Annotated in this window: 21 protein-coding genes; 18 read left to right on the forward strand and 3 right to left on the reverse strand. The window is 41.8% G+C overall.

What is annotated here, in order from left to right:
- On the forward strand, window positions 1-305 hold a 305-nt coding region (locus tag IIB39_08775), incomplete at its 5' end, for a hypothetical protein (GenBank protein MCH8928792.1).
- Window positions 306-372: 67 nt separating this feature from the next.
- Here the strand turns inward: IIB39_08775 and IIB39_08780 are convergent.
- Entirely contained in the window at window positions 373-1,767 is a 1,395-nt protein-coding gene (locus IIB39_08780; protein MCH8928793.1) for a choice-of-anchor B family protein, read from the reverse strand.
- Window positions 1,768-1,949: 182 nt separating this feature from the next.
- Between IIB39_08780 and msrP the strand changes: the two genes are divergently transcribed.
- From msrP to IIB39_08795, 3 genes are read left to right on the forward strand one after another with little or no spacing between them, the layout of a single operon-like run.
- Window positions 1,950-2,855 (forward strand): protein-methionine-sulfoxide reductase catalytic subunit MsrP, encoded by a 906-nt coding sequence (gene msrP / locus IIB39_08785; GenBank protein MCH8928794.1) that lies wholly within the window; start codon window positions 1,950-1,952, stop codon window positions 2,853-2,855.
- A complete protein-coding gene (locus IIB39_08790; GenBank protein ID MCH8928795.1) occupies window positions 2,852-3,469 on the forward strand; it encodes a sulfoxide reductase heme-binding subunit YedZ in 618 nt (205 codons plus the stop codon). The genes msrP and IIB39_08790 overlap by 4 nt, the downstream gene beginning before the upstream one ends.
- Before the next feature lie 2 nt (window positions 3,470-3,471).
- Window positions 3,472-3,891 (forward strand): OsmC family protein, encoded by a 420-nt coding sequence (locus tag IIB39_08795; protein ID MCH8928796.1) that lies wholly within the window; start codon window positions 3,472-3,474, stop codon window positions 3,889-3,891.
- Here the strand turns inward: IIB39_08795 and IIB39_08800 are convergent.
- Window positions 3,888-4,928: an aminomethyl transferase family protein gene (locus tag IIB39_08800; protein ID MCH8928797.1), complete on the reverse strand. Its 1,041-nt coding sequence runs from the start codon at window positions 4,926-4,928 to the stop codon at window positions 3,888-3,890. The genes IIB39_08795 and IIB39_08800 overlap by 4 nt on opposite strands.
- The gene (locus tag IIB39_08805) at window positions 4,925-5,818 is read right to left on the reverse strand and encodes a LysM peptidoglycan-binding domain-containing protein (GenBank protein MCH8928798.1); all 894 of its coding nucleotides are present in this window, start codon (window positions 5,816-5,818) and stop codon (window positions 4,925-4,927) included. The genes IIB39_08800 and IIB39_08805 overlap by 4 nt, the downstream gene beginning before the upstream one ends.
- Before the next feature lie 151 nt (window positions 5,819-5,969).
- Between IIB39_08805 and IIB39_08810 the strand changes: the two genes are divergently transcribed.
- From IIB39_08810 to fusA, 14 genes are all read left to right on the forward strand, one after another.
- Window positions 5,970-9,107: a PD40 domain-containing protein gene (locus IIB39_08810; GenBank protein ID MCH8928799.1), complete on the forward strand. Its 3,138-nt coding sequence runs from the start codon at window positions 5,970-5,972 to the stop codon at window positions 9,105-9,107.
- A 187-nt stretch (window positions 9,108-9,294) separates the two neighbouring features.
- A complete protein-coding gene (gene radA, locus IIB39_08815) occupies window positions 9,295-10,665 on the forward strand; it encodes a DNA repair protein RadA (GenBank protein MCH8928800.1) in 1,371 nt (456 codons plus the stop codon).
- On the forward strand, window positions 10,662-11,825 hold the full coding sequence (tgt, locus tag IIB39_08820; protein ID MCH8928801.1) for a tRNA guanosine(34) transglycosylase Tgt: 1,164 nt from the start codon (window positions 10,662-10,664) through the stop codon (window positions 11,823-11,825). The genes radA and tgt overlap by 4 nt, the downstream gene beginning before the upstream one ends.
- Entirely contained in the window at window positions 11,818-12,702 is an 885-nt protein-coding gene (locus IIB39_08825) for a Cof-type HAD-IIB family hydrolase (GenBank protein ID MCH8928802.1), read from the forward strand. The genes tgt and IIB39_08825 overlap by 8 nt, the downstream gene beginning before the upstream one ends.
- An 8-nt stretch (window positions 12,703-12,710) precedes the next feature.
- Window positions 12,711-13,865: a M48 family metallopeptidase gene (locus tag IIB39_08830; protein MCH8928803.1), complete on the forward strand. Its 1,155-nt coding sequence runs from the start codon at window positions 12,711-12,713 to the stop codon at window positions 13,863-13,865.
- On the forward strand, window positions 13,865-14,110 hold the full coding sequence (locus IIB39_08835) for a carboxymuconolactone decarboxylase family protein (protein MCH8928804.1): 246 nt from the start codon (window positions 13,865-13,867) through the stop codon (window positions 14,108-14,110). The genes IIB39_08830 and IIB39_08835 overlap by 1 nt, the downstream gene beginning before the upstream one ends.
- Before the next feature lie 39 nt (window positions 14,111-14,149).
- Complete coding sequence (locus tag IIB39_08840; GenBank protein MCH8928805.1) at window positions 14,150-14,410, forward strand: hypothetical protein; 261 nt, start codon at window positions 14,150-14,152, stop codon at window positions 14,408-14,410.
- A 99-nt stretch (window positions 14,411-14,509) separates the two neighbouring features.
- Entirely contained in the window at window positions 14,510-16,267 is a 1,758-nt protein-coding gene (locus tag IIB39_08845) for an Ig-like domain-containing protein (GenBank protein ID MCH8928806.1), read from the forward strand.
- Between the two features lie 3 nt (window positions 16,268-16,270).
- Window positions 16,271-17,047, forward strand: a complete 777-nt coding sequence (gene dapF / locus IIB39_08850) for a diaminopimelate epimerase (GenBank protein MCH8928807.1) — start codon at window positions 16,271-16,273, stop codon at window positions 17,045-17,047.
- Window positions 17,048-17,102: 55 nt separating this feature from the next.
- Window positions 17,103-18,164 carry a mannose-1-phosphate guanylyltransferase gene (locus IIB39_08855; protein MCH8928808.1) on the forward strand — a complete coding sequence of 354 codons (1,062 nt, stop codon included), beginning with the start codon at window positions 17,103-17,105 and terminating at the stop codon, window positions 18,162-18,164.
- Window positions 18,164-18,460, forward strand: coding sequence for a hypothetical protein (locus tag IIB39_08860; GenBank protein ID MCH8928809.1), 297 nt, complete (start codon window positions 18,164-18,166; stop codon window positions 18,458-18,460). Before IIB39_08855 ends, IIB39_08860 begins: the two co-directional genes overlap by 1 nt.
- 17 nt (window positions 18,461-18,477) lie before the next feature.
- A complete protein-coding gene (locus IIB39_08865; protein ID MCH8928810.1) occupies window positions 18,478-20,253 on the forward strand; it encodes a SpoIIE family protein phosphatase in 1,776 nt (591 codons plus the stop codon).
- A 90-nt stretch (window positions 20,254-20,343) separates the two neighbouring features.
- Window positions 20,344-21,855, forward strand: coding sequence for a long-chain fatty acid--CoA ligase (locus IIB39_08870; protein MCH8928811.1), 1,512 nt, complete (start codon window positions 20,344-20,346; stop codon window positions 21,853-21,855).
- A 12-nt stretch (window positions 21,856-21,867) separates the two neighbouring features.
- Window positions 21,868-23,949: an elongation factor G gene (fusA, locus tag IIB39_08875; protein ID MCH8928812.1), complete on the forward strand. Its 2,082-nt coding sequence runs from the start codon at window positions 21,868-21,870 to the stop codon at window positions 23,947-23,949.
- Window positions 23,950-23,965: the final 16 nt, after the last annotated feature.

Raw genomic sequence — 23,965 nt, forward strand, 5'->3', positions numbered from 1 at the left:
ACTTTTACAATTATATAGTCTCTTCTATCTTCAAGTATATTAACGCCGTAGGCGTCCCTACGGGACAACTTGAGCAAATAAAAGAAACTCTAAGTGAGAGATCTTGTCCTTATTTCAGTAGCACCATCTTCGCCGGTACTGAAAGTGGAGTTTTTTGGTCGGAGGACAACGGCGACAGCTGGACAGAAGTCAATATGGGTTTGACTAATACTTTTGTCAGAACGCTTATTATAAATTCCGAGGGAATCATATTCGCCGGAACTGTGGGAAGTGGTGTGTTTAGGGGTATCGAAACTACTTTTTAAGTGCAGTGATGGACCGAATAAGAACAATTATTCGGTAGGTGGATTCAGCCATGAAAATTGAAAGAGCTTACTTCACTAAAACCATTTTGCCTGTTGTGACGGCATTATTGGTTTGCAGCCGGTAAAAATACAGACCCGAAGCTACATTGGCGCCTGACCAAATTGGCGAATATGTGCCCGAACTGAGGTGTTCGTCGAGAAGGGTCTGAATCAGTTGTCCACTCAGATTATAAACTGACAATTTCACTTCAGCTGATTGCGGCAGATAGAATTCAATTGTCGTTGTGGGATTAAAAGGGTTCGGATAATTGTTGACTAACAACGGTTGCTTCAGCAAAGGTGAATAATCAATAGCGGTTATTACGGCGCTTGAATCAAACTCAAAAACATCGAGTCTGCCTTCTATGTTGCTGACGAATACTGTTCCGTTCTGTGTATATGGATAGACACCCCATGCGCCGTTAAATGCCTCGTTATCGCTCTGCAGATATGTGTCAAACGAGGCGTTCTCAAAGATATTTTCCGGGTCACTGATATCAAGCACATGAATGCCGGATTCGTAATGGCTGACGTATGCATAGTTGCCTTTGACGTGTACGTTGTGGGCAAGGCGACTCGTGCCGAGCCATTCGCCCACGATTTTTATGCTGTCAGCTATGAGATTTGATATATCCCACATTTTAACTGTTATATCGGGTGCTTCCTGAGTAGAAAGAAGATACTTCCCGTCATCTGTGGGCCAGACATTATGAACGAATCCCGCTTCTGAAACTTGTTTTCTTACCAATAATTTCGGCATAATTTTATTTGTCAAGTCCCAAATACTGAAAGAGGGAAATCCAGCTTCAGCTATATAAAGAGTATCGTTCCGCGCGTATAAATCATGAATCTTAAAACCATTATTTGGAAATTCCGCCACATAAGTTGGATTTTCGGGATCAGAAAGATCAAATATACTGAGCACACCGGGTAAATGTCCTTCGATATAAGCAAATCCTTTTGAGGTGTCTATGCTCAAATTATGCGACCTGAAACCGCCAACGGTATCGATGGGAATTGAACGAATGAACACCGCACTGTCCGGAAGAAATTTGAGGTCGATAATCATCAAACCTTCATTGACACCCGTATTTTCGTTAACTACGTACGCATAATTCCTATATGTTTTAATATCTCTATGAGCCGGTCCGCCCGGTTTCGCGGGACCCGGCACGATCGAAACAACTTCCATAATATTGGTATTAATTATCGCGACACCGGCGGCTATACCCATTATCGCGTATTCTGTGCTATCGGGACCTGTCCATCCCCAAACATCAGAAGCGCCTGTGCTGTCAGTGCCGTTGATATTCGGCACGAATTGAATTGAGCCAATCCGTTGAAGCTTCCCGCCGTTTGCGTTTGATGGAACTATCTGCAACAGGAATAAGATTAACAAGGTATAGTTGAATGACATATTCATAATATATTTTTACTTTTAAACTCTGTTGGAATAAAATCGTTCCTTAAACGTTTATTTGCCGGTTATTTCAAGCGCTTAAATATAGATGGAGCAAAGCAGATTTCAAAACAGATAACATATCTTGACAAATTCACGTATAGGAGATATAGTATAATGAGAAAACCTGAAAGGAATCTTTGTTAATGGCGAAAATAAAATCTTCTGAAATTACATCCGAATCTGATTATCTTAATCGTCGGAAGTTTATGAAAGGAGCGGGTGTGGCGGCGGCGGCGACTATATTGAATCCTGCTTCCATTTTAGCCGGAATTAACAACTCCGCTCTGCCTGATTCAGAAAAATTAACTTCATTAGAATCCATCACCAACTACAACAACTTTTATGAATTCAGCACCGATAAAGAAGATGTGGCAAAGCTTTCGCAAAAACTGACTGTTTCTCCCTGGGAAGTGGAAGTCGGCGGGTTAGTAGAAAAGCCGGGCGTGTTCAGTGTGGATGATCTTAAAGCCAAATATACACAGGAAGAACGCATATACAGGCTTCGTTGTGTGGAAGGATGGTCAATGGTTATCCCGTGGACGGGGTTCCCTGTTGCATCGCTTCTGAAAGATGTGGTACCAAAATCGAAAGCAAAATTCGTGAAATTCACTACTCTGATGCGTCCGAAAGAGATGGTGGGGCAAAAAAGCTCGTGGTATGAATGGCCATATATTGAGGGACTACGCATTGACGAGGCGATGAATGACCTGGCTATTTTCGCCACAGGGTTATATGGAAAAGATATGCCGAAGCAGAACGGCGCTCCCATACGGTTGGTAGTTCCGTGGAAATATGGTTTTAAGAGCATAAAATCTATTGTTAAAATCGAGCTGGTAGAGAAAATGCCCGTTTCGCTCTGGATGAAAGCGGCTCCAAATGAATACGGATTTTATTCAAACGTGAATCCGAAGAAGTCGCATCCGCGCTGGTCGCAAAAAACTGAAAGGCGAATCGGAGAATTCAGAAGGCGCAAAACTCTGATGTTCAACGGTTATGAGAATGAAGTCGCAAGTCTCTATTCCGATATGGATTTGAAGAAGTATTTTTGAAACGTTTTTTGAAACCTATAGTTCATATAGCAAGTCTATTACCTCTATTGCTATTAATATTGGACTGGCAAAACGGGTCGTTAACGGCAAATCCGATTCAGTATCTTACGCTAAAAACCGGGAAGACAGCTCTGATTCTCCTGAGTATAACTCTTTCAATTACACCCATAGTTTATCTGACAGGGAAGAAATTTATCAGGCAATTCAAAAAGATGCTCGGTCTTTATACCGCTCTTTACGCATTTTTACATTTCAGCGTTTTCATTGCGCTTGATTATTATTTTGATTGGGAGCTCATTAAAGACGCTATCGTGGAAAAGCCCTATATATTAGTAGGATTTTCCGCTCTTCTGATATTAGCGACGCTGGCAGCCACTTCCACAAAAGGATGGAAATTGAGGTTGAAGAAAAATTGGAAACGTCTTCATCGGCTCGTTTACGTTGCCGGAATTCTCGTTATATTGCACTATACTTGGCTCGTGAAGGCAGATATCCGCGAACCGTTGATATACGGCGCTTTTATGGCTGTTTTTCTCATAATAAGGCTTCCATTTATACGTGACCAGCTGATAAAAGCAAGAGAACGTAAGACTTCACCGCAGGTTTCGTCTTAAAAATGAAAGTTTATCTCAAACAAATCCACAAACATTCTTTGGTTGCTAAAGGTGAATCAAATCACTGGGTGACAATTGATGACAAACCCGATTCCGGTCATGGCGCCGGTTCGTCGCCAATGGAACTGATGCTTATGTCAATTGCCGCATGTACCGCAATGGACGTAATTTCTATTCTCAAAAAGCGTAGAGCGAATTTATCCGATCTTGAGATTGAAATTGACGGCGAAAGGAGAGATGAACATCCCAGAATATACACCGATATTCATATAAAGTATCTGCTGACAGGAAAAGGGCTTAAAGTAAAAGACGTGGAGCGGGCGATTAGCCTGTCAGAGGAGAAATATTGTTCTGCCATCGGTATGGTAAAGAACACAGCGAAAATCAGCTCTGATTATCAGATTATAGAAAACGCGGATTAGGAATTATCTTCAGCAAATTCTGAGAAGCTTTCACCTACAATTGCGGTTTCCTTGCTATCCGAAATAAGAAGTTCGTTTCCCAATTCAGCGTGTTTGTTTTTGATGTAACCGAGTCCGATATGTTTTCCGAGTTCGATCGAGTAAACGCTGCTGGTGACGATTCCCACGTTCCTGCCACCGGAAGAGAGAGTCGGCTTTGACGAATCGTCAACCTCCCCGCTAAAATGCAGTCTCCGTAATTGTCTGGCGACTTTGTCATAGGTGTCCATTCTGGCAATTACTTCCTGTCCGATATAGCAGCCTTTTGAAAAAGAAATTGAGTCGAATAATCCGGCTTCTAACGGATTGGCGGATTCGGTCAATTCGAACCCGAATCTCGGGATGCCCAATTCTATTCTGCGAATATTCCATGCTTCACGCCCCACGGGAACGGCGCCCTGCTCTGATAAATTCGCCCAATATTCGGAGGCGTTCTCCTTAACGAGAACAAATGCGGAATTCTTATCGGAATTAATTACATCGCATTTTAATGACGCAGCGATATCAGATGCGTTTTCGCCATATACGGCGAACACACCATATTTTCCCGATTCGTCTCTGATATCAAGTTCTTCGGAAAAATGATACTGTTCCAACCATCGGGCAACCATTTTACCGCTGCCGGCGCTCCCTACAAGCATCGCGCTCTGTTTTTGAGGACCTGTTATCATCCATGCGGCGTCAATAATCCGTCCGTCAGCGTTTGTCAGTACATTGAGAGTTCTGTCGTTTTCGCCGGTGTTGATAACATCATTGGTTGACATCCTGTGAAGAAAATCCAAGGAATCTTTTCCTTCAATTAATACGACTCCATTATCTGAAAAGTCTATTGCTACCACACCTTCCTTAAACGCTACATATTCATCCAAGACGTTTCCGTAATCATTCGGTATCAACCAACCGTTGGATTCAATCAGGTTTGCGCCTGATTTTAGTGATGCTTCATTAGTCACCGTTTTCAGTATCGCGTCTGTTTCTATATTAGAGGTCTTGTTCATTTGTTACCTTCCGTTTCGGTCTTTCTCACAGGAATATATAATAGGTCGTTAAGGTTAATTGCATTCACATTACTAATTTTATTGATCTGAATAATCTGTTCGAGGTCTGAATTATATCTGACAGAAATCTTTGACAGCACATCGCCGCTCGCTATAGTGTGCAAGATTATATTCGTAATCTTATTGGGAATCAAAATCTTTTGCCCGATTCTGATAGCATTTGCGCTTAATATCCCATTGATTATAACTAACTGCTCTGTTTCAGCGTCATAAAGACTGGCCAATGTGGAAAGATTGTCTCCCGGTTGAATTTCATATAAAAATAGACCTAATTCGTCAGATTCAAATGATCCTTCAGGATAATCCGGTGAAGGTATCGGCTCTATAATAGTTGTATCGTCTTCAACGGCGATATGGCTATCGGTTAGTTCTTCTGAAACAGGCGCTTCACTTTCAGAGCCGCTTGATGATTTAATGATTGTGTCGCTATCGGCATTCAGGATTGGCGGGTCAGTATGCGCTGTAACAGTGTCGACAATCAGATTTACGGACTCTGATTCATCGAGTGTCTTTTCCCTACTTTCTCTTTGCAGCTCTTTAAGTCGAGATTGTACGTTCATAAAGAAATTTCTCCATTCCGCCGGATTAGCTCTATACGTTTCCAATCTTAAGTCAATTTTTTCCATTGTTAAATTTTTTTCTGATAAGTATTTGTCAATTAGAATATTTTTATCAGGATTACTAAGATTAGAATCCTTAATGAGGGATATTTGTACATATACCTCAACTAATTCTTTATCTTGAACTGTTAGAGATTCTTTCTCTTCGGCGCCACATCCTAAAAAGAAAATCAGTATAAAAGTGAGGAATATCTGAACATATTGCTTCATTTATCGTATCATAATATAGAAGAGACGAATAATCAATGCAAATGTAAGGTGGAACACATCGAAACTCGGGTGTTTTGTTGACATTATAGCGGATGAATAATATATTTTAAGTAAGAATTAATTTCCTTAATCCTTTAGGGAGAACTGAATAATGAATACCCAGGGAAAAGCAGCTCTGATATCAGGTAAACTTTTGACGGCATTTCTTATGCTGAGCGTCCTCTTTGACAGTGCGAACGGTCAAGGATTCGGTAAGAATAAAGTCCAATATAATGATTTCAAATGGGAGTTTATTCAATCCGAACACTTTGATGTTTATTTTACCGAAGGCGGGCGGGAAATAGCGGAATTTGCCGCTACCGCTGCCGAATCTGCTTACGTAACCATAAGCTATACTCTTAGATGGGATTTAAAGAAAAGAGTATCTCTGATTATGTATAATTCCCATAACGATTTTCAATCTACAAACGTGTCGCTTAGTTACCTGGTGGAGGGAATAGGCGGATTTACCGAGTTGTTCAAGAATAGGGTTGTTATGCCCTGGGAAGGCTCATACAGCGATTTCAGAAGCACGCTTCATCACGAATTAGTCCATGCAATGATAAACGATCTTGTCTATGGGGGTTCTGTACAATCCATAATTTCAGGGAGGGTATCGCTTGCAATCCCTATCTGGTTTAGCGAAGGATTTGCGGAATATTCTTCTGATATGTGGGATACAAGAGCAGATATGTTTATGCGCGACTTAAGCATCAATGGACAGGTACCGCCGATTCAATATTTAAACGGATACTATGCCTATAAAGGCGGTCAGTCTCTTATGAAGTATCTCGGTGATAAGTATGGAGAGGAAAAAATTGGAGAAATACTCTCCCGGATGAAGGGAACCCGCAGTGTGGAAGGCGGATTCAAAGCGGCTATCGGTCAGGACCTTGAAGAGCTTTCAAAGAAATGGCATAAATATTTAAAGAAATTGTATTGGCCGGATATTGCCGACCGACTTGAACCTGAAGAGTTTGCGTTGAGAATGACTGATCACGTAAAGCTTCAAAATTTCCAAAACGTCTCACCCGCCATCTCGCCCGGAGGAGGCAAGATAGCATTTCTTTCCGACAAATCCGGATATGCCGATATTTATCTCATGTCTGCCGTAGATGGAAGAATAATAGAAAGGCTCGTCAGCGGTCAACGCACCCCCGATTTAGAAGAGCTAAAATGGCTGAATCCGGCTATCAGCTGGTCACCGGACGGAAAAAAAATAGTTATAGCCGCTAAAAGCGGTGATCAAGACGGGTTGATTATACTTGATGTGAAAACGAAAAAAATGGAAAAATATAAATTCGGATTAGACGGTATATTTACGGCTTCATGGTCTCCTGACGGTAATAAAATAGCTTTTGTGGGAAATAAGGATGGCGCACGGGACATTTACGTCTTCAATATGGCAAATGACGAGCTGAAAAGACTTACCAATGACCCGTTTGATGATACCGAACCTTCGTGGTCCCCCGACGGGTCTCTCATTGCGTTTGCTTCTGACAGAGGTGATTATCTTTATAGCTCTCAACTGAATGGAGATTTTAATCCAAATAGCTATAAGTTCGGACAAATGGATATATATACAATGAAGTTCGATGGCTCTGATATGAAAAGAATTACTTCCACTTCTTTCAGCGAGAATTTTCCATCGTGGGCGCATACGGAAAATAAACTCGCGTTTACTTCTGACAGGGTAGGTATATGGAATATATATATACACGATTTTGATACAGGAAAAGAATATCCTATAACAAACGTTATTACAGGCATTTTCCAGCTCTCATGGTCTGCCGATGATTCCAAGCTTGCCTTTTCAGCGCTTTCAAAAGGCGGTTATGATATTTATGTCCTGAAGAATCCTCTTTCCATTGGTGAAGACGAAATTGTTTTGCAGAAAACTCAATGGGTTAAAGAATTAGAAGAAGACGGATTAACTCCTGGGACAGTAACTGCCGCCTATCATGCCAAAGCACGGAGAACAAACTTTAACAAAACCAAGCCGGACAACAAAGATTTCTCGAAATTTGATTTTTCCTCTGATTTCAAAACTGATTCAAGTAAAATTGCAGTAGCAAATAATCATGAAACAAGACTTGATTCGGGCATAGTTATAGGTGAGGACGGCTCTTATATAGCTCAGCCGTATAAGACAAAATTTTCTCTTGACCTCGTAGATGGAGTAGCCGGCTATAATACGTTTTTCGGGTTTCAAGGGACTACAGTACTATATTTTTCGGACGTGTTGGGAAATCATCAGATACAGCTTGGAGCCGATTTCTTAATTGATTTTGATAACAGTGATTATTTTTTAAGCTACTTTTATTTAGCGCGAAGAACCAACTACGGTATTTCCGCATTTCATACGGCAGATTTTTTCAGCGGAAACAGATTTCAAGGAACTATCAGATACCGAACATACGGATTGGGATTGACCGTATCCCGGCCGTTCAACAAATTCAGAAGAATCGATTTTATTGCTACATGGTTCAATGTAAGCCAGGAAGCCATATTCGTTCCTGATTTGGCTCCTACTAAAGTGAGCACAATCCTGCCTGAAATACGGTTGGTTCACGATAATGTCCTTTACGGGTTTACGGGTCCTATTGACGGCTCAAGAGCGATTCTAAGATGGCAGGTAAGTCCCAAATACAACAGTAACAGTTTTGAATTTCAAAAGATGGAAATTGATTTTCGTAAGTATTGGAAAATTAACTGGTTTCATTCATTTGCAGCCAGGTTCTCCGGTGGCGCAAGTTTTGGGGCTGATGCGCCTAACTATTTCCTCGGCGGTACACCGGGATGGATAAACTGGGGTGTTAATGAAGAGGAACTTAGTTTCAATGAACGTATCCAGGATGTCCAAAATATATATTTTTCTGAGTTTGAGGTTCCCTTAAGAGGCGGAAGTTATTATCAGCTTGTAGGTACTCGATATTTTCTTGGAAACTATGAATTTCGTTTTCCAATGTTCCGCAGGTTAGATTTAGGTTGGCCGCTTCCGCTCCGATTCCCGCTTATTATGGGCGTAGCATTCACTGATTTCGGGGTAGCGTGGGGACCGGGAAAATTAGTAATCTCCAAGCGGGATGAGTTCGGCGTAAAGAGGTTTGAAGACGCCTTCCTTGGGTACGGATTTGGTTTAAGGCTTCCAATAGGGTTTGCTATGCTTAAGATAGACTTAGCCTGGAATAATGATCTAAGCCGAACCTCTAAACCGAGATATTATTTCTCGCTTGGCACCGATTTTTAGGTAAAAAGAGTTAGCGGTTTACCCCGTACGATTTGATAATTCCTGCTCTTGCGGAAGAAAATTTTAAGTTTCTTCTCAATCCCCTCATTTTTATATCACATTTGTCTCATAAAATCTTATATATTATCGTTTGCCGTATTTTGTAATGCAATCACATTGAGCGATAAAAAATTATTCGGAAATCCGAATGGCTATAACGACAAAGACTAAAACGATATATATCTGCGCCAATTGCGGAGCTACCTCTCCCAAATGGAGCGGTAAGTGCTCCGAATGCGGTGAATGGAATACTTTCTCTGAAGAAATAGTCTCAAAATCGACAAAGAAAAAACTAACCCATCGTTCAGATTTGAAGAAAACGATTTCTCTCGGAGAGATTAACTCTGAGGGAACACCGAAAATTTCTACTACCATCGGAGAGCTCGATAGAGTTCTTGGCGGAGGTTTGGTAGCTGGCAGCATTGTATTGTTGGCAGGCGATCCTGGAATTGGAAAATCAACATTAATGCTGCAAATGGCTGCCGCGGTATCAGGTAATCTCAAGGGCGAGACTATTTTTTGCGCTGGAGAGGAATCCGGAAGTCAAATAAAAATGCGGGCAGACCGTCTCGGGCTTGATGTATCAGGTGTCAATCTGCTTCTTGAAAGCAATATGGATATCGTCACAGAACTGCTTTACGCTAAGCAAGACGGACTTATTATTGTCGATTCGATTCAAACGGCATTCACCGAAAATCTCGAGAGCTTCGCCGGAAGCGTATCTCAGGTAAGAGAAACGGCGGGAATGCTTCTGAAACTGGCAAAGAACAGCGGCAATATCGTTTTTATAGTCGGGCATATCACCAAAGAGGGTTCGATAGCGGGACCGAAGATGCTTGAGCACACGGTTGATACGGTTCTCTATATGGAAGGTGAGAAGCTAAACTCATATCGTATTCTCCGGTCGATAAAAAATCGATACGGTTCCACAAACGAAATCGGCGTTTTTGAAATGCGGGAGAAAGGACTTATTGAGGTAGAAAATCCGTCCGGCTTTTTCCTTTCCGGCAGAGAAGAACTCGTACCGGGTTCTGTTGTTGTGGCGAGCATGGAAGGAACACGACCGTTTCTGTTGGAAATTCAGGCATTGGTCAGCAGGGCTTCATACGGCACACCTCAGCGTAATTCTACAGGGATAGATAACCGGCGGTTGGCGATGATAATCGCTGTATTGGAAAAAAGAGCAGGAGTGCGGTTGGGAATGAGCGACGTGTTCGTCAATGCGGCAGGAGGGATGAAGATAACCGAAACATCCATAGATTTGGGGACAGCGGTGGCGATGGCATCAAGTTTTAAGGACAGCCCGGTGGATGACGGTATTGTCATTATTGGTGAAATCGGATTGGGAGGTGAAGTTCGCCCCGTATCGTATATTGATAGAAGACTCAAAGAGGCTTTCAATCTCGGATTCAAGCACGCCGTTATTCCGAAATCCAATGATAAGAACTTAAAGACTCCTACAGGGATGCGGATAACAAAAGTTGCCTCGCTCTCGGAAACTCTGTCGGTCTTACTGTGAGGTCTAAATTTTTTACGCTTGAGAATGTTGACGGGGTCGGAGCGCGCGCGGGATTATTAGATACCGAACACGGCGTAATAGAAACTCCTGTCTTTATGCCGGTTGGAACTTACGGCGCGGTAAAATCGCTTTCTTCAGATGATTTAAAAGAAACGCGCACGCAAATAATTCTCGGAAACGCATATCATCTTTACCTCAGACCCGGCATAGAAACAATTAAAAAAGCGGGCGGACTCCACGAGTTTATGAATTGGGATGGTCCTATTCTTACCGATAGCGGAGGTTTTCAGGTGTTTTCTCTGCCGAAATTGACGAAAATAGATGACGAGGGTGTGACATTTCAGGATCATATTGACGGGTCCACACACCGGTTTACCCCTTCAAAGGTAATTGACGTGGAGAGGAATATCGGTGCGGACATCATTATGAATTTTGATGAGTGCGCTCCCTATCCAAGTACGCTTGAATACGCCTCCGAAGCGGAGATAAGAACAGCCAATTGGGCTGCGCGGTGCAAAGAACAATTTGACGCTACCGAACCGCTTTACGGCTATAAACAGTTTCTTTTTGGGATCGTTCAAGGAAGTACATATAAAGAACTGCGAGAAAAAAGTACAGAGGCTATTACGGCGCTCGATTTTGACGGCTATGCGATAGGGGGATTGGCAGTTGGTGAGTCGCCGGAAAAGATGTATGATATTTGTGGCTTCAACGCTTCTCTATTGCCCGAGAATAAACCTCGTTATCTAATGGGAGTGGGAAAGCCGGAAGACCTGATTGAGTGTGTGGCACTCGGTATTGATATGTTCGATTGCGTTGTTCCCACTCGAAACGGACGTAAAGGCACTGTTTATACCAATGAGGGGAAACTAAATTTGAACAATGCGGTCCATAAAACAGATTCATCGCCAATTGAAAATGGATGCTCTTGCGAATCGTGTCAAAAATATTCCCGCTCTTATCTGAGGCACCTGTTTAAAATGGGTGAGACTTTAGCGGGTCGAGCTGCAACAATCCATAATCTTCATTATTATATGAATCTTATGACCGGTATGAGAAACGCGATTATGGAGAATAAGTTCGGCGACTTCCGAAAAGAGTTTTATCAGCTGCGTAAAAGCAGTTCGAATCTGACGGTGAGGGAGGAAATGGTTGAGTAATCATAACCTTACCGCTGAATTAAAGAATAAAATCAGCAAAATTAAGCTAATCGCTCTTGACCTTGACGGCACCACGCTGACTGACGATAAGAAGATTACCCCTGAAGTAACTGCGGCCATTAAAAAGGCGAAAGATAAAGGCTATGAAATTACGTTTTTAACAGGAAGGATGTTTGCAGCGGCAGCTCCGTATTTGAAATCTATGAATCTATCTGTTCCAATCGTGTGTATGAACGGTACTCTAATTGCGGAATCTCATACAGGAAAAGTTCTATATGAAAAAACCTTGGAAATAGGCTGTGTAAAACAGGCGCTAAAGGCTGTTGACGGCGCTCCGGTCTATCAGTTCATTTATAATGGGGATAAGATACATCACAGCGTAAAAGACCCCGAGATACTTAAATACCTTGAATGGTGGGCGGTCAATTTCAATGAAGTTGCGGAAATCAACATAGATGATTATGAAAAAATATATCAGCTTTTATTCATAGGCGAACTTGAGATATTAAATGAAATATCCAAAAATATCGACAGCGATTCCGAATGTAATCTGACTACATTCAGCTTTCCATCGCCGCGCTACCCGCTGCATTTTTTAGAAGTCAAGACACAGGGAGATTCAAAAGGGAAAGGATTGAAATTCCTTCGCAATTATTTCGGGGTGAACAAGGATGAGGTTCTGGCAGTAGGTGATTACCTAAATGATTTCGAGCTCCTAAAGGAAGCTGGAGTGGCGGTTGCTGTGGCAAATGCTGTGGATGATCTGAAAAATAATGCTGATATTGTAACGAACAGGACCAACAATGAAGGAGCAGTGGAGGAAGTTATAGATTTGATTTTAGAATACGCCCACAACAGCCCGACAGAGAGAGAATAATACAGTATATGGACAATTCAGACGATATAATAAAAATCTCGCCTCTTCCGGACCCCAAAAAAGCGAAAAAATACGCCCACTTGAAATTGGCGGGGTCACTGCTTAATACGATTCTATATCTGATGTTTACATTGGCAATTCTCTATACCGGATTCAGCAAAAATCTCGCTCAATATATTTCTACAATAACGGTAAACGATTATCAAAAACTCTTACTCTTTTTTTTAGCGTTGGGATTTGCTCAGTCAATTATCGGGTTTCCGCTCAAATATTCTATCGGATTTAAAATGGAGCGTCGTTACGGATTATCAGACCAAAGTTTCAAGGGCTGGATTTGGCACGGATTCAAAGGGCTTTTAGTCTCCGTGGTCATCGGAGCTCCTCTGTTGTTGCTGTTCTATTATTTCCTGAGAAAATTCGGACAAATGTGGTGGGTTCCCACAGGTCTGATTCTCTTTGGCTTCAGTGTTCTTCTCGGAAGATTGGCGCCGACGTTGATTTTCCCGCTTTTCTACAAATTCGTACCGCTTGATACGGGGGAGCTGGCTGACAAAATAAAATTGATGTCTGAAAGCGTGGGAATGAAGCTTAGCGGCGTGTACAGTTTCAACCTCAGCAAAACGACCAAAAAGGCTAATGCGGCTTTTGCCGGATTCGGTAAAGCCAAGAGAGTACTGTTAGGCGATACGTTGTTGGAGCTTATGACCGATAACGAAATATTAACAGTGATGGCTCATGAGCTTGGCCATTATCGGCTAAAGCACGTACCGAAACTTATTGCGGCAGGGATGATTACGACTTTCTTCGGGTTGTATATCGCCGCAGAGCTATATTCATATACGCTGAGTTATTTCAGTTTCGGTAACATTGTAGAGATAGGGGCGCTTCCGTTGCTCTCTCTATGGCTAATGGCATATTCGTTTCTGACAAATCCCTTAACGAATATTCTTTCTCGCGAGTTCGAGCGGCAAGCGGATAAATATGCTCTGGATATATCGAAGGACCCGGAATCGTTCAAATCAGCGCTTATGAGGCTTGCAAGTTTAAATTTGGCGGATATAGAACCGCATCCGATTATCGAATTTATATTTTACAGTCATCCCGCTATAACTAAACGGTTGTCAGCCATAGACTCTTATGAAAATAAAGGAGTAAATCTGTAATGTCCTGGATAGAGATGATTTCTTATGATGATTCCGAAGGCGATTTAAGGGAAAGGTTTGAACCTCTTCAATACGCCGAGGGTAAAATAGCCCATATAATGCAGATTCATAGTCTATTGCCTTCCACAATGACTTCACACTCCGGATTTTATCGTGATATAATGTTTGGTCGCTCGGATTTATCCCGCAAAGAGCGCGAGCTTGCGGCAACCGTGGTCTCTATCGTCAACGAATGTCATTACTGAACGGCACACCACGGAGAGGTTCTCCGTAAGCTGTCCCGAATGGACAATATAGTTGATGAACTCAAGAAAAATGAGCTGCCTGATTTTCTATCTGACAGGGAAAAATCCATTGTGAAATATGTGCTAAAGATAACAAAAACACCCTCTGAAATGAGAAAGGACGATGTGGAAGAGCTGAAAAACGCGGGATTATCAGAAGCGGCTGTTTTGAATCTCGTTCTTGTAGCGGGTTATTTCGCTTTCGTGAACAGGCTTGCTGACGGATTGGGTATTGATTTAGAGGATTACCGGAAGCGTTAACCGAAAATAGATTTCGCTCTGTCAATCGACAGAAAACCTTCACAAATACCGCTTTTAATTAGTATCAAATTTGAGTAAATTCATAGTTTGGATAAGGTTTTGACAGATAACTCAATTGCTGCGGGCATAAATAGTTATGGACTTTCTAAAAGGCAAAATTTTAAAAAAAGTTTTGCTACATCAGGAATCATTTTCTTTATTATTTTCTTGTCGGGCTGTGCATCAAAAGGTCCTATTTTAGGCGGGCCTGTTGATGACATACCGCCTCTGATACTTAATACGGTTCCCGAGAATTTATCTCTTTCGGTTAGGAGTGATATTAAAGTAAAATTCGAATTCAATGAAAGAATGAATCGTTCAAGTGTGGAAAAAGCGATTTTTATTTCTCCTGTTCCCGAATCCAAACCTGAGTACAAATGGAACGGTTACAAGAAACTCACTCTGATTTTTACCGATGAGTTAACCGGAGACAGAACGTACGTGATAAGTATCGGCAGCGGCGCAGCCGATGAGCATAAGAACAAAATGGGGGAAAGTTTTAATCTCGCTTTTTCTACGGGAAACCGCATTGATAATGGAACTATAGCGGGAGAGGTTTTCGGTTATGGAAGCAAAAGCAAGGTTTTGCTGTTCGCGTATCTTATGGAAGATTCGCTGGATATAGAACCGGCGGAGACAAATCCTGATTATATAACCCAACCGAACAAAAAGGGTGAGTATCGGTTTAAGCATCTTGCTTACGGCAGATATAGAGTTTTCGCGGTGGAAGACCTTGACGAAAATAGTAAATATTTCATAGGAAAAGACAAGATAGCAATCACCACAAAAGATGATGCAGTTTTAAATGAAGCAGACACCTCTTCCACCTTTTCTTTTTACGGATTCAGCTTAATTGACACGCTCAATCCGGTTATTGTATCTCTGCTGGCGGTTGATAACGGTCACCTGAGCGTTCGTTCGCTCGATCCGCTCGTGCTACCCGAAGATATTGATTCGATTTGGGCGCTGAATAAGACCGGGGAAGAAAAGATAATTCCATCGGTTATTTATCCCGATGCGGAGGAAGCGAATATTTTCCACCTGCACTTTGAAGAATTGAAAGATGATACGGAATATGATCTGTTTTTCGGCGGATTCGAGGACAGTTCGGGTAATAAAATGGATTCGATTTCAAGGAAGAGAACCTTTACCTCATCAGCAGAGCGGGATACTACGCCACCCCAACTTCTCTCGGTGACTCCCCAAAGAGGAAATAAATTGGTATATTCAGGAGATCATATTAGAATTAATTTCAATGAAGGCATAAATAAAGAAAGTATGTTATCGGCATTAAAAATATTCTTATCTGATACCGTTTCTGTTAATTATGATTTGGTCTCCAAATATTCCAATAAGTGGGAAGCGTTCTCCGCCGATGGATGGAAGTCAGGAGGAAGTTATACTATCGAAATAAATCTTGGAGAAATCAGCGATTTACGTGGTAATTCAATGTCCGATAGTTTGTGGACGAGTAATTTTCAAGTCGTAGAAAATGATACTTTCGGTATCATCAGCGGTTCGGTACTTGATGATTTAGAAAATAATATAGCCGTTCATTTAATTGCCGTACCCTTTGATAAAAAGGCGAGAAAAATAAATATGAAGGTAAATTCGGACGGGAATTTTCAGTTCGATAAAGTTTTACCCGGCAAATATTTTTTGAGCGCTTACGGCGACAGAGATGAAAACGGGGCTTACACATTAGGCTCACCCGTACCTTATACCCTTTCAGAGCGGTACTTTCAGGGAAGTGACACCGTTTATGTCCGTTCGAGATGGGAAACGGCAGATCATAAAATTGTATTCACTGAGGAATGACCGTTGGCGAAAGAATATAAATTCTTAAAAATGCACGGGGCGGAAAACGATTTTGTAGTATTTAATGATATTGACGGTTCTGTTCCTGAGATCAGTGATAATACGGCAGCTGAAATCTGTGATAGGAAGAACGGAGTGGGAGCTGATGGAATTCTTATTTTCCTGAAAAAATCTTCCTCCGATTTTCATATGCGATATCTGAATTCGGATGGTTCTGAGGGAAGTATGTGCGGAAATGGAGCAAGGTGTCTGGTGAAATTAGCCGAAAAACTGTTTAATAAAAAGGAATTTACCTTTACCGCGCCGGACGGCGAGCATAGAGGATGGATAGAGGAAAACTCCGTTAAAGTCAGTATGCTGACCGATTCAAAGGTTAAACCCTGTTCGGTTAATGGTAGAAAAGGGTTCGTGATTGACACAGGCGCTCCTCATTTTGTCACGGATCTATTGGATGATGATTTAAAAGACCTATCAGGCGTGGGAAAAGAATTGCGCTACAGCAAGGAATTTAAATTCGGAGCAAACATTGATTTTATAAAAATTGAGAATGATAACATCTCTGTTTGCACCTATGAACGCGGCGTGGAGGCGCTTACTATGGCGTGTGGAACAGGGGCCGTGGCAGTAGCTCTCACCCTCCGAGAAACGAGAGGGATTGAATTTCCGACCGAAATGCAATTTCCCGGCGGTCTTTTGACCGTTCATCAGAGCGATAGAGAAGGAGAAGTGATATTGGAAGGTGCGGTAAGAATTGTATATAGTGGTAATTTATCATTATAATAGAATTATTCATGATCAGTGTTCATTCAATATTTAAGCACGTGGGAGACATTTGATGTATGGAGTAATTATCGCCGGCGGCAATGGTGAGCGATTTTGGCCACACAGCAGATCTCACAAACCCAAACAATTCTTAAAGATGGTCGGCAAAATTACAATGCTTAGAGCTACGTTCAATAGGATAGTTAAAATTGTTCCTGTGGAAAATATAATTGTAGTCACAAACAAACTCTTGCTTAAGCTTGTACAAGAACAGCTTCCCGAATTAAATGAAAAAAATATACTTATAGAGCCTAAATCAAGGAACACTGCTCCCGCAATTGCGCTGGCTGCTTTATATATCAATGAAATAGACCCCGGCGCTACTATGGCGATATTCCCTGCTGACCATGTAATTAAAAACCAGGAAAAGTTCCGGCAGGCATTACGGCACGCGCGGAAATTGGCTGAGAGAACCGACGGATTGGTAACTATCGGTATTACGCCGGAAAGACCTGAAACGGGATATGGATATATACAGGTTAATTTTTCTAAAGAGGTTCAGGGAGGTTATAGGGTAAAGACTTTTGCGGAGAAACCCACAATAGGAACCGCAAAACGTTTCATCGAAAGCGGAGACTTTTTCTGGAATAGCGGAATGTTTATTTGGCGATCTTCGGTAATATTGCGCGAAATGGAAGAAAATATACCCGAGCTCTATCAGCCATTGGCTATATTAAAAGGACAATTCAAAACTAAGAACTTTTCAACAAAATTAAAAAAGGCTTTCTCGGCAATAAAATCTACTTCAATTGATTATGCCGTAATGGAAGTTTCTAAAAATGTGTATATGGTTAAAGGTGAATTCGAATGGAATGATTTAGGTTCATGGGATGCGTTATACGAACTAAGCAGTAAGAATAAAGATGGAAATTCGATAGAGGGAAATGTGAGCGCGATAGATACGAAAAATTCTTTGATAAAAACCACAGGCAAATATGTAGCGACTATCGGGCTTGAAGAAATGATAGTTATCGCCACAGATGACGTCGTATTGATTGCTCCGCGGGAACGTGCTCAGGAGATAAAAGATTTAGTTGAATCGCTTAAAAAGAGCAGTAACAAAAAGTATTTATAATGAAATCAGATAAGATATTAGAAGAATTAGAAATTCTTGCCGAAAAACTCGGATTGACAGTAAGATACGAGAGAGGCGATTTTCAGGGGGATTTGTGTTTCATAGATGACGACGGCGTAATAATTATCCAGAAAAAAGCCATTATCGAAAAGAAAATTGCGGTACTTTCAAGAGGTATGAGCAGAGTAGACCTCAGAAACGTCTATGTTCTCCCTGAAATAAGAAAACTTCTCGAATCTAAGGAAAAAGAGAATGCAGGCGAATCCGAGGGTGATTTGATTGATACCAAGCATTAGTTTTCACCTTTCCAAGATTGAGTCAAATTATAGATAAAATTACCAAACCGTCTGAAATAGGAAAAAGTGTTGCTGATATTCAGGACATAGAGGACTACGTCAAAGGTTATAAATACGGCGGAGATTATCTTTCTTTCGTAAAAGAGTTGGCGGTTATACTGTCTGAAACGCTTGGAACTCGGATGACGGCTATATTTATGGATGTGGGCAAAGCATTTACTTTAGATGCGATTCATGGCTCTCTGTCGGGGAAAGTACTGAAGATGAGTGTCCTTGGAGGCGGGAATTTTGAGGAATTGCTATCATCTTCCGATGATTATTTAGAATTAAAAGAGGATTTATATTTTCGGACGCCAGAAAATAAGCGTATATGCCTGATGTGTATGGATGCCGGATTCAAATACGTTATTCCATTGAAGATAGACGAAAAAATCGTTGGAATGATATTTACGGAACGGTTGGACGATGACTATTTCAATGGCGAAAGCGGAACAAACTTTAAAGAGATATTATCTCTGCTCAGCCAAAAGCTCAGATTGGGAAAAGCTGATCTCATCCTTGAAAAAGAATCGCTAAGAAAAGCGACGATGATCGGGTTAACAGAAAAACTTTCGGCAATTACAGAAACAGAGGATTTGTTGAAATCCATTCTTGATTATCTGAAAAGTGTAGTAGATTATAACGCAGCCGGCATATTTCTGATAGAAGGGGATAACAAAAAAATAAAAGACAGGTATCAGGTAGGGTTCGATTTAGAACGTTTGGATAAGGTCGATATGAAGGTCGGCAAAGGAATTATTGGCTCAAGCATTGAATTAAGAAAAGCTATACTTACGCCTGATGTATCTTTGGAGCCGAAATATGTCGTTGCCCGACAGGAAACAAAATCAGAAATATGTGTCCCTCTAATTCGCGGCGATAAAGTTTTAGGCGCTTTTAACGTGGAGAACGATAAAAGTTATGCGTATGGATTTGATGATCTTGATATGCTGACGGGCGTTGCCAACATTGCGGCGGTTGTCATAGATAACGCCCGTTTATTTAAGCTTTCCAAGGAAAAACAGGAAATTGAAAGGGATATAAAAATAGCCGCGGATATTCAAAAAGCCTTGCTTCCGCATCATTTACCGGAAGTGGAAGGATTGGATATGGCAGCCTCCACGATACAAAGTAAGATGGTGGGGGGCGACCTGTATGATGTGTCGATGTTCGCAAGCGGAAGAGTATCAATAACGATAGGCGATGTTTCAGGAAAAGGAATTCCTGCGGCTATTCTCATGGCCAATTTATACGCTTCATATAAAGGTCTCGCGCGAACGAATCTCCCTGTTGAGGAATTGGTGAATCAACTGAACCTACTAATCTACGGCGCAACGGACGATGACCGATTTGCCACATTCTTTTATGGAGTATATGACCCTGAAGATAAGCAAATGGCGTATTGTAACGGCGGACATAATCCTCCTTTGGTTATTCGCTCCGACGGGAAAATCGAATTGTTGGAAGCAGGGGGACCTGCAATAGGATTTGTCACCGATAAGGAATATAAATCCGGAATAGTCAAGTTTAATAAGGGTGATTATCTGCTTTTATATACCGACGGCGTTACAGAGGCGGAAAACAGAAACGGAGATTTTTATGGAATTGACAAATTATCCGATATATCATTGAAATCCAGGGGGAAATCAGCCATTGAATTGCATGATAATATCATACGTGATTTACAAAAATTCTCAAAAGGGTCTATGGCTAAATCGGATGATGTCACTCTCATTAGTATTCGCATAATTTGATATTTTATCATCTATATAATGAACCCATAAGAGCTTGACAGTCCTCCAAAATTTAGTTATAGTAAATGGCTTTTGGAGGAGACTTGACCGGTGAAAATACTCGATTATCTGAGACAAAACATTGAAAGGTATCCCGAGGGAATATTCCTTGTGTCGGGGGATGAAAGTTATTCCTACTCCCAATTTTACGACAAGATGAATCAATTCTCCGCTCGCCTGAAGGCGTTGGGAATAGGTAAGGGGGACAATGTAGGCATTATGCTGCCGAACATTCCTGAGTGGATTATCGCTTATTATTCTATTTTGAAAATCGGGGCTGTGGTTGTTCCGATTAATATTATGCTGAAAGATAATGAGATTAAGTATCTGCTGACTGATAGCGGCGCAAAGAGTGTGATTTTTTGGGATGGATTCTCTTCGGATGTTATGAAAGCGGCTACGGGAAGCGGCTGCAATATTTTAATTAAGTGCGGGGGAAGTGAGATTGAAGGTATTCACGAGTTCGGAGAATCAGTGCCCCATTATGACCGGCAAGATGAAGAATCTGAGCTGAATGAGGATGATACCTGCGTAATTATTTATACTCCGGGCACAACAGGAAAACCTATGGGAGTTGAGCTCTCGCAAAAAGCTGTTGTCGAGAACGCTCTGTCTTGCTCTATCCTTCTTCCGGTGGGTCCTTCAGATACGATTATCGGAGTTTTACCCTTGTTCCATTCATTCGGGCATACTGCTGTTATGAATCTTACGATGGTTATAGGAGCAAAATTGGTGCTGGTTCAACGGTTTGAGCCTTTAGAATTATCGAAGATGATTAAATCTTTATCTCCCAGCCTCTTTTTCGGTGTTCCGTCTATGTATCATGCCATTTTAAATGATAAACGAATCGAGGCTGATTCGTTTCAAAAAGTCAAGTATTGTATTTCCGGAGCCGCTAAATTAGCGGCGAACCTGCTTAAAGATTTTGAAAATAAATTTAATTGTGTGATACTTGAAGGATACGGACTGACGGAGGCGGGACCTGTTGTATCTTTCAACAAGAACGCGTCACTACGCAGACCCGGGTCCATTGGTTTTCCTATTGACGGCGTTGAAATGAACATCTTTGATGATGATGGAAATGAAATCGACCGCGGACAAATCGGCGAGATAGTAGTTCGCGGAGAAAGTGTTATGAAGGGATATCTAAACGACCCTGATGCCACTAAAAGAAGTTTTATAAATGGTTGGCTCCGAACGGGCGACCTTGCCCGTGTGGACGATGAAGGTTATTATTATATTGTTGACAGGAAATCCGACCTTATCATCAAACATGGATTTAACGTATATCCTAAAGAAATCGAAAATGAATTACTGACTCATCCTGATATTAAGGAATGTTCCGTTATCGGGATACGCGATGATGCTGTTGGAGAAAAGATTAAAGTGTATGTGGTCCCCGCGAATGGCAATTCGATGAATGAAGAAGAAATTACTAAATACTGTTCAGAGCGAATGGCTGCGTATAAAGTACCGGATATCGTGGAGATAATAGCGGGATTGCCAAAGAATGCCTCGGGAAAAGTATTGAAAAAATCTTTGCGAATGCTGCATAAGTATTAGGGAGGATTACGATTGAAAGAATATAAATCAGAAGATATTAGGAATATTACGCTAATCGGACATTCCGGCAGCGGAAAGACTACGCTGACAGAAGCAATGCTATTTTCTGCGGGGGCTATAAACAGGCAGGGGAAAGTTGATGAAGGAACGACCACATCGGATTATCGAAGCGACGAAAAAGAAAGACAAATTTCAATCCAAACATCTCTTAATCAATTTGAATATAACGGATGTAAGATAAGCGTTCTTGATACTCCCGGATACTCGGATTTTGTCGGGGAAGTTAAAAGCGCTCTGAGAATTTCTGATATGGCCCTAATAGTATTCCATTCAGCAGCAGGCGTTGAGGTAGGAACCGAGCAGGCATGGGAGTTTGCAAGGGATAGAAATCTTGGAACCGTGTTTGCGGTAAACTTTCTTGACAAAGAAAACGCCAACTATGAACAGGTGATAAAGGTCGCTAAAGAGCGTTTCGGACAGGGGATACTACCCGTACAATTCCCGGTTAATCAGGGAATTAATTTTGATTCGATTGTGGACGTCCTCTTGGGTAAATTACTGAAATTTTCCAAAGACGGGAGCGGCAAATCAACAGCTGAGGAAATTCCCGGTGAACATCAGGATCACGCCAATCATCTGAAAGAAGCGCTTATAGATGCCGCTGCCGAAACTGACGACAGTTTGCTTGAAAAATATTTGGAGAGCGGAGAACTCTCAGATGAAGAGCTGTTAAACGGCATAAGATTTGGAATTGCGGCAGGAAAAATACATCCTGTTTACTGCATCTCGGCATCAGGCAATATGGGTGTGCGGGAAGTGCTGGACGGACTGACTACTTACGGTACCTCACCGGTTGATACTCCTGATCCTGTGGGCGTGAAACCCGGAACAGATGAGGAAATCACGCGAAAGGTATCCACTGAAGAAAAGACGTCAGCGCTTATATTTAAAACTGTAAGCGAAGCGCATGTGGGAGAACTTTCATTCTTTAGAGTTTATTCGGGAAGAATCAAATCAGGACTGGATTTGTCTAACTCAACCCGGAACAATTCTGAGAGGATAGCCCAGATTTTTTCCATTACGGGGCATGAAAGAAAGGAAGTTCGTGAACTTCCTGCCGGGGACATCGGTGCGGTAGTTAAGCTGAAAAACACTCATACGGGCGATACTCTGAGTGATCCCAAAGACCAGATAGTTTACGAGCCAACGCAATATCCTACAGCTGTTTTGAGCGTAGCCGTATCAGCTCCAATTCCGGGGGAAGAAGATAAAATCGGAACGGGATTGGGTTCTCTTCATGAAGAAGATCCGTCATTTCATCTCGAGATTGACGCTGAATTATCTCAAATGGTGGTACATTCTCAGGGTGAACTTCATCTTGAGGTCATCCTTTCACGGTTGAAAAGGCGATTTTCAGTGGAGGTAATAACTAAACAGCCGCGAATTCCTTATCGCGAAACTATCAGGTCTTCAGCCGACTTTAGGGCGAAATATAAAAAACAGTCGGGAGGAAGAGGACAATATGGCGACGCCCACGTTAAAGTTGAGCCGCTTCCGCGAGGAAAGGGATTCGAGTTTGTAAATAAGGTCGTAGGCGGAGTAATACCGACCAAATTCATTCCTTCCGTGGAAAGGGGAGTCAATGAGACTGTTTTGAAAGGAATAATTGCCGACAGTAAGATAGTTGATATAAAGGCGACGGTATTTGACGGTTCCTATCACGCTGTGGACTCTTCTGACGTGGCATTCAAGATTGCGGGGTCAATGGCATTTAAACAAGCGTTTCTCGATGCTAAGCCTGTTATTCTTGAGCCTATCTATACTGTGCAGGTGAAGGTTCCTGAAGACCATATGGGCGATGTAATGGGCGATATAACGGCGCGGAGAGGGAAGATTTCAGGAATGGATGGTGATGGACATTTTCAGATTATCAATGCGAAAATACCTCTTGCGGAATTATACAAATACTCTACTTCATTGAGGTCCATCACGGGCGGTAGAGGACTGCACAGCCAGGAATTTTCCCATTACGAAGAGACGACTGCCGATGTGGGCAGAAAAATTATGAAGGCAGCGGGCGGTGAGGAAGAATAGTTGTTCGTTTTATTCT

The organism is Candidatus Neomarinimicrobiota bacterium, assembly GCA_022573815.1.
Taxonomy (GTDB): domain Bacteria; phylum Fidelibacterota; class SORT01; order SORT01; family SORT01; genus JACZTG01.